General features: G+C 39.3%; 11 protein-coding genes. 10 read left to right on the top strand and 1 reads right to left on the bottom strand.

The window, feature by feature from the left end:
• The first annotated feature begins 213 nt into the window (after positions 1-213).
• From IAR63_RS07615 to IAR63_RS07580, 8 genes are all read left to right on the top strand, one after another.
• The gene (locus IAR63_RS07615) at positions 214-1446 is read left to right on the top strand and encodes a hypothetical protein (protein ID WP_187707158.1); all 1233 of its coding nucleotides are present in this window, start codon (positions 214-216) and stop codon (positions 1444-1446) included.
• Positions 1443-3080, top strand: coding sequence for a dipeptide ABC transporter ATP-binding protein (locus tag IAR63_RS07610; protein WP_187707157.1), 1638 nt, complete (start codon positions 1443-1445; stop codon positions 3078-3080). Before IAR63_RS07615 ends, IAR63_RS07610 begins: the two co-directional genes overlap by 4 nt.
• A gap of 18 nt (positions 3081-3098) precedes the next feature.
• A complete protein-coding gene (locus tag IAR63_RS07605) occupies positions 3099-3821 on the top strand; it encodes a class I SAM-dependent methyltransferase (RefSeq protein WP_187707156.1) in 723 nt (240 codons plus the stop codon).
• Positions 3822-4103: 282 nt separating this feature from the next.
• A complete protein-coding gene (locus IAR63_RS07600) occupies positions 4104-5285 on the top strand; it encodes a glycosyltransferase family 4 protein (protein ID WP_187707155.1) in 1182 nt (393 codons plus the stop codon).
• A gap of 7 nt (positions 5286-5292) precedes the next feature.
• Positions 5293-6441 (top strand): glycosyltransferase family 4 protein, encoded by a 1149-nt coding sequence (locus IAR63_RS07595; RefSeq protein ID WP_187707154.1) that lies wholly within the window; start codon positions 5293-5295, stop codon positions 6439-6441.
• 155 nt (positions 6442-6596) lie between these two features.
• Positions 6597-7874: an adenosylhomocysteinase gene (gene ahcY, locus IAR63_RS07590; RefSeq protein ID WP_187707153.1), complete on the top strand. Its 1278-nt coding sequence runs from the start codon at positions 6597-6599 to the stop codon at positions 7872-7874.
• Between the two features lie 111 nt (positions 7875-7985).
• The gene (gene cbiT, locus IAR63_RS07585) at positions 7986-8588 is read left to right on the top strand and encodes a precorrin-6Y C5,15-methyltransferase subunit CbiT (RefSeq protein WP_187707152.1); all 603 of its coding nucleotides are present in this window, start codon (positions 7986-7988) and stop codon (positions 8586-8588) included.
• Positions 8589-8624: 36 nt separating this feature from the next.
• Positions 8625-9515 (top strand): phosphatidate cytidylyltransferase, encoded by an 891-nt coding sequence (locus IAR63_RS07580; protein ID WP_187707151.1) that lies wholly within the window; start codon positions 8625-8627, stop codon positions 9513-9515.
• A 24-nt stretch (positions 9516-9539) separates the two neighbouring features.
• Here the strand turns inward: IAR63_RS07580 and IAR63_RS07575 are convergent, their stop codons facing one another.
• On the bottom strand, positions 9540-10262 hold the full coding sequence (locus tag IAR63_RS07575; protein WP_187707150.1) for an LmeA family phospholipid-binding protein: 723 nt from the start codon (positions 10260-10262) through the stop codon (positions 9540-9542).
• Between the two features lie 127 nt (positions 10263-10389).
• Between IAR63_RS07575 and IAR63_RS07570 the strand changes: the two genes are divergently transcribed.
• Complete coding sequence (locus IAR63_RS07570; protein WP_187707149.1) at positions 10390-11148, top strand: pseudouridine synthase; 759 nt, start codon at positions 10390-10392, stop codon at positions 11146-11148.
• 49 nt (positions 11149-11197) lie between these two features.
• Positions 11198-12037: a helix-turn-helix domain-containing protein gene (locus tag IAR63_RS07565; protein ID WP_187707148.1), complete on the top strand. Its 840-nt coding sequence runs from the start codon at positions 11198-11200 to the stop codon at positions 12035-12037.
• Positions 12038-12093: the final 56 nt, after the last annotated feature.

Below are 12093 nucleotides of genomic sequence, written 5' to 3'. Positions count from 1 at the left end.
GTAAAATCATTTTGTAAGTCAGCAAAACCAAGAGTAGCTTTCTACAGCACCAGTTAATATTTTCCATGGGTGGGACGTACCACCCAATATTACGCCCCACAAATTTTCCCCTTGGGGCTCGCTGGGAAATCATTATTTTGGTAGCACAAGCATGTAACTTTCGCACATAAACAACACCACTAGAAAACTTAACAACTAACTAACAGATTTAATATGTTAAACAGAATACGTAATCTCTTTAGTAAATTTTTCAACAATACTGGCACACTTAATCGAGAACCCCTAAATAAGGCCAGCTTGATGGTTATTATCATAATAGACATTTTTATTCTCATCAATGTTTTTACAGGATTAGACAGTATTGGTAGATGGTATCTTAGCCCTGATGAAACTTATCCCTGTTATTATGAATGGAAGGGTTATCAAGAGCAAACCTCAGCAACTAAAGATTATGAAATAATTAGTAATTCATTAGTGGAAAATAATCAGCCTAACTTTAACACACAATATAAACAGCAAGAACAAGGAAGATTAGGGAAAGTATCAGAAATTTGCCTGAACTATGGCGTATTAAAAAACAATTTAAATACCGTTCAAAATCGGCAAGTTTTACAAAGTATTGGTCAGACCCAAGAAAAAATCAATAAGTTGGGGCAAGAAAATGCCGAAATTCGTAGACAATACGATTCCACCCTTCTGGAAAAAATGGTTCGTCAACCTGATAGTAAGTCTATCAACCAAGTAAAAGCTGAGGAAGCTAGGCAAAACCTGGATAGGAATACAAGGCAAATTGCCCAACTTAAAGAGGAAAATAAAAAGAAGAAAAATCAGCTACTCAACCAACCAGCAAGTGTCAAACTTCTCTCGGTTTTGCAGGATAAAATCCAATTTTCTAACCTAGTTAATGGCTATAAAACAGCTTCATTTTGGTATCCCAGTATTCAAGTAACCCTGCAAGCTATATTCCTATTACCTTTAATCTTCATCGCTTCATTAATTTATGGTAGGTCACAACGCCAAGGATATGGACTAGTATCTCTAATTAGCTGGCATTTGCTAGTTATATTTGTGATTCCCCTAGTTATCAAGGTCTTGGAGTTTCTGCAAGTTGGTGTAGTATTTAAATTCTTAGTAGATATTATTAGTAGCTTGTTGGGAGGTTTACTGTTCTTAGTTAGCTATGTTTATATTGTAGTGATTCCCCTAGTTGGGTTTGGGATCATCAAGTTGTTACAAAGGAATGTAGTTTTTAATAGTAAAATTCAAGCGGGTAAAAGAGTACAGAACTCCCAGTGCATCAACTGTGGAAGAAACCTCAGGTTTCGTGAGGCCCATTGTCCCCATTGTGGTTATTACCAGTATGTGGAATGTCACCATTGCCATAACTTGACCTATAAGAAGTTACCCTATTGTTATCATTGTGGTACTGAGCAAATTTCTCTATGACTGAATCCCTATTGAATATTCAAAATCTTTGTGTAGCTTATCCCCAAGATTATGACCAAGCTCCAATCTGGGCGGTTAATGATGTATCCTTTAGTCTAAAACCAGGAGAAAAGATTGGTTTGGTGGGTGAGTCTGGTTGTGGTAAATCTACTATTGGTCGGGCAATTATGCGATTATTGCCTGAACATAGTCGGGTTCAAGGTCAGGTAAATTTTCGCGGGAGTTCAGTGTTAGATTTAACTCCTGCTCAAATGCGACAGTTTCGAGGTGAAGCGGTGGCTTTGGTGTTTCAAGATCCCATGACCCGATTAGACCCATTAATGACTATTAGTGAACACTGTTTGGAAACCTTAGCTGCACATTCACCACAACTGACGAAAAAACAAGCTAAGGAAAGAGTTTTAGCTACCTTAGAAAAAGTAAAAATTCCTGGAAGTCGTTGGAGTCAGTACCCCCATGAGTTTAGTGGAGGAATGCGTCAAAGAGTGGCTATTGCTTTAGCTTTGTTGCTCAATCCCAAGTTAATTATTGCGGATGAACCAACAACTAGTTTAGATGTAACTGTTTCTGCCCAGATTTTACAAGAACTAACTAGACTGTGTGCAGAAGATAATATGGGCTTGTTGTTGATTTCCCATGATTTAGCAATGGTAGCAGAATATTGCGATCGCATTGGGGTGATGTACCAAGGTAAAATAGTGGAAATGGGTAAAACAGAGAGTGTATTTAAACAACCACAGCATGAATACACCCAGTCTTTATTAAAAGCAGCTCTACACATTCAGCAAGAACCGGTAGGTATGGGAGAAGAAGAGAAAAAAGAAAATCCCATCCTCAAAATAACAGAATTACAACAGTATTATACTATAGAGCCGAATTTTCTAGAGCGATTATTTCAGAGTCAACAGGAAACAATCAAAGCAGTAGATGGCATTAACTTAGAATTATATCCAGGAGAGATATTAGGTCTGGTAGGAGAGTCAGGTTGTGGTAAAAGTACCCTATCCAGAACCATTTTACAATTGATTCCTCCCACGGGGGGAAAAGTGGAATTTTTAGGGCAAGAATTAACGGGATTATCCCGTGAAGAAATTCGTAATTTCCGCAGGGAAATTCAAATGATATTTCAAGATCCCCATGCTTGTTTAAACCCAGCCATGACGATAGGAGAAAGTATAGCAGATCCCCTATTAATTCACAAAATAGCCCGTGGAAAACAGGCGGAAGAACAGGTTTTATGGATGTTAGAAAAAGTGGGGTTAACTCCTTGGCAAACTTATTATCGCCGTTATCCAGCAGATTTATCAGGGGGACAGCAACAACGGGTAGCCATAGCGAGAGCTTTGATTACCCATCCTAAATTAGTAATCTGTGATGAACCTGTGAGTATGTTGGATGCTAGTGTCCAAACCCAGGTTTTGGATTTAATGTTACAATTAAAGGCAGAATTTGATCTAACTTACCTATTTATTACCCATGACTTATGGTTGGCTAGGTTTTTGTGCGATCGCATTGCCGTAATGAATAGTGGTAAAATAGTAGAATTAGGAAAAACGAAGGAAATATTTTCCCATCCCCAGCATCCTTACACCCAAACTCTGCTGGGTGCTGCACCATTATTAGCTAGAGTTTAATTACGTTACGGAGAAATCATGTCTAAAAATTCACTCTCCCATATTTTTAAAAACAGCTATTCTGCGGACAAATGGCAACAGAGAATAGAACAGGTAGCTCATCGATTCAATCAACAATATCAAAATCAACCTTTTGAACTGCCAGAGGAAATCAAACAAATGTCCATTTATCAAGAATGGAAAAGTGGTACCCTATCATCAAAAATTGCCGCTCCATTTTGGGAAATTGCTCAACCTCAAAAAAATCAACATTGTTTAGATATTGGGTGCGGGGTCAGTTTTTTAATATATCCTTGGCGAGATTGGCAAGCATATTTCCACGGACAGGAAATTAGTAATATAGCCAGAGACGCTCTAAATTCTCGGGGTTCCCAATTAAATTCTAAGCTGTTTAAGGGTGTGGAATTAGGAGCAGCTCATCATTTAGAATATGATGGAGCACAGTTTGATTTAGTGATTGCTACAGGATTTAGTTATTACTTTCCTTTAGAATATTGGCAATTGGTACTAGAGGAGGTAAAACGGGTCTTAAAACCCGGTGGAAATTTTGTCTTTGACACCATTAATTCTGCTCAGCCAGTAGCAGAAGATTGGGCAGTTTTGGAGACCTATTTAGGCACGGAGGTATTTTTAGAAACTGCCAGCGACTGGAAAAAAACTATTAAATCTCAAGGGGGTAAAATAGTGAATGAACAATTAGGTGTAGGGGAAATGATAACCTTATATAAGGTGAAATTTTAAGGAGGAATCTTGACATCTAAATCTGAGAATACGAAAATCTAAGTCCCCGTCATCAGAACTTCCACCCAGCAATCACTTTTACCAGTCAACCCTGTGCCAATCTTGTGAAGGTATATTTTTAAAAATAATTCTCATGATAGATGGCTTAACTGGAAGGTTAACATTCAATTATTCTGAATTATGAAGACATGGTTGAACCGGGATTTTTGACCGGATGTGAACACATGTAAGTTGATGTTGTTAATCAGTACTGTTGACCGATTTATGAAAGGAGATTGTTAGGTGGAAGATATAAGTACAAAATCAGTATCCAGTTCTGCTTCTATCCTCACTGTGGGGAGCGGTTGGTTCCCTACCACACCAGGGGGAATGGAAAGGTACATCTATGAACTAATTCATAAATTGGCTATTAACCAAGACCAGATAGATTTATGTGGGGTAGGTCTACCTGAACAGCAAACCCCGTCTATTCCCAATATTAGGTTACATAATCTCGCATCCCCCCATAGTAAGATTTGGCAAAGATTATGGTCTATTCGCAGGAACTTTCGGCAAATTAGTCTCAATCACTTTGACGCAGTTAACTTACACTTTGCATTATATAGTTTTCCTATTTTAGATCTTTTACCCAAGAGTGTGCCAATTACATTTAATTTTCACGGTCCATGGGCCGCTGAAAGTCAAGAGGAACTATTAAATAAAAAACTGACTATTTGGATCAAACAACACTTGGTGGAAAAAAATACCTATAACCGGTGCGATCGCTTTATAGTTTTAAGTCGAGCTTTTGGCAACATTTTACATAAACAGTATGAGGTTCCCTGGGAAAAAATACATGTTATTCCCGGGGGAGTAGATGTGAAACATTTTCAAAATAATTTATCCCGTTTAGCAGCGAGGGAACAACTGGGTTGGCCAACTGAAAGACGGATATTATTTACCTCTCGTCGTTTAGTAAATCGTATGGGAATTGATAAACTCTTGACAGCAATGGCAAAAATTAAGCCTGTGGTTCCCGATATTTGGTTAGCTATTGCTGGACGTGGACATATACAAACTTCTCTGGAGAAACAAGTGGTGGAATTGGGATTGGAAAATCAAGTCAGATTTTTAGGATTTTTACCAGATCAACAGTTACCTATAGCCTACCAAGCAGCTGATTTGACTGTGATGCCAAGTCAATCTTTTGAAGGTTTTGGACTGGCAATTCTGGAGTCTTTGGCTTGTGGAACTCCTGTTTTATGTACTCCTGTAGGGGGAATGCCAGAAATTTTACAGCCCTTTACACCTGAGTTAATTACTGATTCCATCGCGGTTGATAGTCTTGCCAATAAATTGCAGGAAGTAATGTTAGCAAAGATTGTTTTACCCCCTAGGGAAGAATGTAGAAATTATGCTGCTGAAAACTATGATTGGACTAATATTGCTCAAAGGGTAAGACAGGTAATTGTATTCCATAAATAAGATAATTATGAAGATTCTATTTTTAGACCAAAGTGGTAAACCAGGTGGTGCAGAGTTATGTCTATTAGATATTGCTAAACCTTTTAGTGATACTTGTTTAGTTGGTTTATTTGCTGATGGTGATTTTAGAAAGCTATTAGAAAGCTATCAAATTCCTGTGGAGGTTTTAACAACTCAAACTATTCCTATTAGAAAGAAAAGTAGTTTTTTATCTAGCTTGATTAGTATACAACACATTATCCCTCTTATTAATGCAGTTATCTCCCATGCTAAAAATTATGATTTAATCTATGCTAACACCCAAAAGGCTTTAGTGGTAGGAGCAATTGCTAGTTTTTTGACTCGTGTCCCCTTGGTCTACCATCTACATGATATTTTGTCTTTAGAACATTTCAGTCACATTAACTTACAAATCGCTGTTAATCTTGCCAATAGGTTTGCATCTTTAGTGATTGCTAACTCTCAAGCTAGTAAGGACGCATTTGTTCAAGCTGGAGGAAACTCTCAACAGGTAGAAGTTGTATATAATGGGTTTGATATGAAAAACTATCAAGCATCAGGATATCAAATTCAGCAAATACGAAACACTTTAGCAGTAGAGGATAAATTTGTCATTGGACATTTCAGTAGGTTATCTCCATGGAAGGGACAGCACATTCTGGTAGAAGCATTAGCCCATGTTCCAGACAATATCACAGCTATTCTGGTGGGAGATGCTTTATTTGGCGAACATGAGTATGTTCGGGAATTACACCAAAAAGTTCATCACCTACAATTGGAACACCGAGTTAAATTTTTAGGCTTTCGTCAGGATATACCACAATTAATGTCAGCTTGTGATTTAATCACCCATACATCCATTGCACCTGAACCTTTTGGAAGAGTTATTGTGGAAGGTATGCTCTGTGGTAAAATCGTCATTGCAGCTAAATCTGGAGGAGCTGTAGAACTAATAGAAAATGGCACAAATGGTTTTTTAGTTACACCTAATCAACCCCAGGAGTTGGCAGATATAATTAAATATTGTTTTGACCAACAACAACAGATCCAAAATATTGCTAGTTATGCACGACAGCTTAGCCAACAAAAATTTGATCTGAATGTTATTAATCAAAAAATTCAACAGTTGATTCTTAAAAAGTTGACAGTAATTTAACCAAAAGTTTGCCAGTTGGGAAAAATCTTGTTAAAGTACGTAAAGGTTTCTTAACCCCTTGTCCAAGGTAATTAGTCAAAAGGGGGAGGTTCAAAATCCCTCCAAAGACCAATAGCTCCAGACAAATAGGATTTTTTTATAGAGGATAACTTTTCATGACTGTAACTGCTCCCCGATTAAAGCACGAGGTTAAAGACCTTGCTCTAGCTCCCTTGGGAAGACAACGTATTGACTGGGCCGGAAGAGAAATGCCCGTACTAAAACAAATCCGCGATCGCTTTGAACAAGAAAAGCCCTTTGCTGGTTTGAGATTGGTCGCCTGCGCCCATGTTACCACCGAAACAGCACATTTGGCCATCGCCCTCAAAGCAGGTGGTGCTGATGCGGTTTTAATTGCTAGTAATCCCCTATCAACTCAAGATGATGTAGCTGCTTGCTTAGTGAGTGATTATGGCATTCCAGTGTTTGCCATCAAAGGGGAAGATGCCCAGACCTATAGTCGTCACGTACAAATTGCCTTAGACCACCGTCCAAATATTATTATTGATGATGGTAGTGACGTAGTTGCTACCTTAGTTCAAGAACGCCAACACCAAATAGCAGATCTCATTGGAACAACGGAAGAAACCACAACAGGTATTGTTCGGTTACGAGCAATGTTAAATGATGGGGTATTGACCTTTCCAGCAATGAACGTTAATGACGCTGATACCAAGCACTTCTTTGATAACCGCTATGGTACAGGTCAATCTACCTTAGATGGTATTATTCGTGCTACGAATATACTACTAGCAGGGAAGACTATTGTGGTAGCAGGTTATGGTTGGTGTGGTAAAGGAACCGCCCTACGTGCCCGTGGTCTAGGTGCAAACGTTATTGTTACAGAAATTGACCCCATTAAAGCAATTGAAGCGGTAATGGATGGTTTCCGTGTGTTACCCATGTCCGAAGCAGCACCCCAAGGCGATATATTTATTACTGTGACCGGTAATAAACACGTGGTCAGAGGTGAACACTTCGACGCCATGAAAGATGGGGCAATTGTGTGTAATTCTGGACACTTTGATATAGAATTAGACCTCAAATATCTAGCTTCCCAAGCCAAGGAAATCAAAGTAGTTCGACCCTTTACAGAACAGTATGTACTCCAGAATGGCAAATCAGTTATTGTACTAGGTGAAGGTCGTTTAGTTAACCTAGCTGCTGCGGAAGGACATCCCAGTGCAGTAATGGATATGAGTTTTGCCAACCAGGCCTTAGCGTGTGAATACTTAGTAAAAAACCAAGGTAAATTATCACCAGGTCTATATTCCATACCCAAAGAAGTAGATCAAGAAATTGCCCAGTTGAAATTGCAAGCCTTGGGCATTGCAATTGATACGTTAACAGTAGCTCAAATCGAGTACATAAATTCCTGGCAATCGGGGACGTGATAAATACTTAGTCAGGTAGGCGCTCCGCCCGCGCTATGGCTATAAGTTGACCAGGGATAGATGATCTATCCCTGAAATGCTTCCAGGTTAAAATTTTACCTTTAGTAACCTATGCCTTGCCAACTTTGGCCTTATATTAGCCCTGGTATACCCGATGACCTATTTGAAAACTTACCAGGTATACCTTTTAGTCAAAGAGAATTGCGATTGTTGTTGATTTCTCAACTGCGTCTTAAACCGGATTCTGTATTGTGGGATGTGGGAGCTGGTACGGGGACAATTGCCATAGAAGTAGGTTTATTATGTCCCCAGGGACAGGTGATAGCTGTGGAAAGAGATGAGGAAGTCGCCAATTTAATCAAGCGTAATTGCGATCGCTTTCAAGTAAAAAATATTAGAGTGGTAGAGGGGACTGCTCCAGATTGCCTGAATAGTATACAGGCAATACCTGATCGTGTTTGTATAGAAGGGGGGAGAGCTATCGGAGAAATTTTACAAGCCATCTGGAATTATTTACCTTTATCTGGTCGTGTGGTTGCTACAGCTGCTAATCTAGAGAGTCTATATGCCATATCTCAAACCCTATCAGAGTTAACAGCTAGAAATATAGAAGTTATGCAGTCTGCTGTTAACCGATTGGAAACCAGAGGTTTTTCTCAAACCCTTGTCTCTACGGATCCTATTTTTATCCTTAGTGGTGAAAAACTTGATTGAATCCAAAGTCGAAAATCTCAAATATTATTATTTGCCATGCCTTGGTCTAGAATTATTAGTGGAATTATTGCTATTGTTCTTGCTGTATCTTGCACGTTGTTGGGAGGTTGGTATTTCACGATAGCTATTGGTATAATTGTGTTTTTTGGTCAACTGGAATATTTTAATTTAGTTCGTTCCAGAGGAATGAGACCTGCTGCTAAAACTACCATCTCTGTCAGTTTAATTTTATTAGGCATTTGCAATTTCCAACCTAGTTTAGCAGATGCAATTATGCCCATAGCGGGAACTTTTATTTGTTTTTACCTACTTTTTCAACCGCAATTTGCCACCATTGCTGATATTTCCGCTTCTATTATGGGTTTGTTTTATGTTGGTTATTTACCCAGCTATTGGGTGAGACTGCGAAATATTCAGGATGTAAGTGTTAGTGAATATGTCAACTTGGGTAATTACTTATATGACTACTTATCTAATACCCAACTTGTACAAATTAAACCAGACGATTTACCCCGGGGTTTCACCTTTACCATGCTAACTTTTTTGTGTATTTGGGCTACTGATATAGGTGCTTATATATTTGGTAAATATTTTGGCAGAACTCCTCTTTCCAGTATCAGTCCCAAAAAAACCGTGGAAGGGGCGATTTTTGGTATGGTGGGCAGTCTCGTCTTAGCTTTGTGGGGGGCATATTTTCTCAATTTGCCTTATTTCTTCCTGACTGGTTTGACACTAGGTTTATTAATTGGCATTGCCAGTTTGTTAGGAGATTTGACCGAATCTTTGCTTAAAAGAGATGCGGGGGTCAAAGATTCTGGACAGTTGATCCCCGGTCATGGTGGAATATTGGACCGCACTGACAGTTATATTTTTACCGCTCCTTTGGTTTATTATTTTATCACCCTAATATTACCCCTAATTGATTAACACGAGTGTTGGTATCTAAATACTTTATGGATTGACATTAATCTTTCCTCGACAGAAGATCTGGCCCGATTCCAGACTCAATTCCTCTAAATCTACATCCGAACCCAGGTATAAAAATTCTTCAATATGATCAATCTCACTTTCTGCAGCTTGCCATGGACTATAGATGCCCTTACACAGTGTTAATTTTATTTCTTGCCCGCTCACCAATTGTAATTTGGCGCGAACCTCTAAAGAATCGGACTGTCCAGCACTTTGAGCCACACCTTGGAGTATAAAACCCTGGGTATGGAGTGCAATTTCATTCCAGAAAATAGACTGGTATTTTTTGCCAAGTTCTGGTATTGTTCTAAGTGCTGTCTCGTTGATAGCAGTGGAAAGTAGGGGAGAAGACATGGAACTATTCAGTTCCAGCTCGTTGATCAGTAGTTCACCAAACACGGGCACTACTGACAACAATCGTAATGGTTGGCCTCGGATCACAGAACCAAGGTTAACATGTATGTCCTGAGCTGTAAGTTGAACACGGGTAATATGAATACCCTGGTAAACTGCCTTAGTCGCCAAAATGGAGACCTTGGGGATACGCCCGGAAAGCAACTGCTGATCATCTGTATCAACACTAATCTCTAGCTCGTAAACCTGACTTAATTGAGACCTTAACCAAAGCTTAATTGCTGCATTAAGAATCTTAGTTACTATTCGGGTCTTACTACTTTTTTCTCCGTCCGAAGTTCGTTCTGTCATTTAACTCGACAACCCTATTGTCCATTGTGTATACTTGTCAATTTTATCAATTAGGAGGCACACAGAATTCAACCATGAATTTGAACCGTTATTACCGTTATTTATGACCGTAATGAGGAAATAAATTGTGGAAACAAGGGTACAAAAAATTATTTCTCAATGGGGTATAGCCTCCCGTCGTGAAGCTGAAGAAATGATTGGGCAGTCACGAGTACGGATTAATGGTATCTTGGCGCGCTTGGGTCAAAAAGTCGATCCTAGAGTGGATATGATCTCCATTGATGGTAAACTTGTTGTAGAAGATAATCGTCCACCTTTAGTGTATTTACTATTAAATAAACCCGCAGGAGTGGTTTCCACCTGTAATGATCCCCAAGGTAGAACAACAGTTTTAGATCTGTTACCGGCAAAATTACGCCAGGGTACTGGCATTCATCCTGTGGGAAGGTTAGATGCTGATTCTACTGGGGCATTAATCTTAACCAATGATGGAGATCTAACATTTGCTCTTACTCATCCTAGTCATGATATTCCCAAAACCTATCATGTTGTAGTGGAGGGACATCCGCCAACAAACGTTCTGAGGATGTGGAGTCAGGGAGTAATGTTAGACGGGAGGAAAACACGAACTGCCCAAGTTAAATTAATCGAACAGGGGATCACCCAAAGTAAACTGGAGATTATTTTACAGGAGGGAAGAAACCGTCAAATTCGTCGTGTGGCTCAACAGTTGGGATACCCAGTTGTGCACCTTGATCGGAGAGCTGTAGGGACGATTCAACTACACAATTCATATGGTAAATTTACTGATATTGGTAAGTATCGTCATCTTATAACCAGCGAGATTATTTTATTACAGCATCTGATCCACCGGATACGAAATTGAGTTAACTTGTAATTGGAATCAGGTAGGGAGTGATTAAGGAACGGGGAGTATGTTGAAAATTACGAAATGGTTAAGGTTGCCTAAAAGGGCCCACAAACCAAAAAACCTCTCAATAGAAGAGCAACAGTTACAAAAACTTTCAGAGTTGGGTAGTCAGTTAGCAGCTTTGCGTCAGGAAAAGGGTTTGTCTATAAGTGAAGTGGTTTCGATCACTAGAATTCCCGGCCGTCTACTAACGGCAATTGAGGTAGGAGACTTGTCGAGTCTACCTGAACCTGTTTATATTCAGGGTTTAATCAGACAATTTGCCAATGCACTAGGCTTAAATGGTGTGGAGTTAGCCAGTAACTTCCCCACGGGGTCGCCAAAATTGGTTTTTAAACCTAGATATGGGTATAGAACTCGGGGTTTCTTAGAATTACGTGCTTTCCATCTTTATTTGCTTTACATATTTGTCATAGTTTGTTCAGTAAATGGTCTATCTCAATCCCTAACCCAAAATATAGAAGCTAAAGACAACGACAATAAACCTCACCTGCAAGCTAGTACCGATATATCTGGTAGAAAAACCCCCATTAAAATAGTAAAAGTGCGTCAACTGGTCAATTTAGATAGTAATGGAAATGATACCAGTAATGATCCTCTCCAGGTTCATATTATGGTGAATTCACAAGCTTGGATACACGTTGTGGCTGATGGCAAAACAAAATTTGAAGGAGTTTTGACCCAGGGATCCCAAAGGGATTGGGAAGCTACTGAGGAACTCATAGTCAAAACAAATAATGCTGGAGGTGTGGTAATGAAGGTCAATCAGGAAGAACCTAAACAAATGGGAAAACCAGGGAGATCTGGTGAAATTAGAATTGCATCTAAAAACCTTCAATTTTGATGGTTATTGGGGGGTGCACACCTACCACCCTAATCAACTCCCACCCCCAGGAGCCA

The sequence above is a fragment of the Cylindrospermopsis curvispora GIHE-G1 genome, from assembly GCF_014489415.1.
Classification (GTDB): Bacteria; Cyanobacteriota; Cyanobacteriia; order Cyanobacteriales; family Nostocaceae; genus Raphidiopsis; species Raphidiopsis curvispora_A.
The sequence above is the reverse complement of the archived record's forward strand: the minus strand, read 5'-3'. Positions and strand labels throughout refer to the sequence as shown.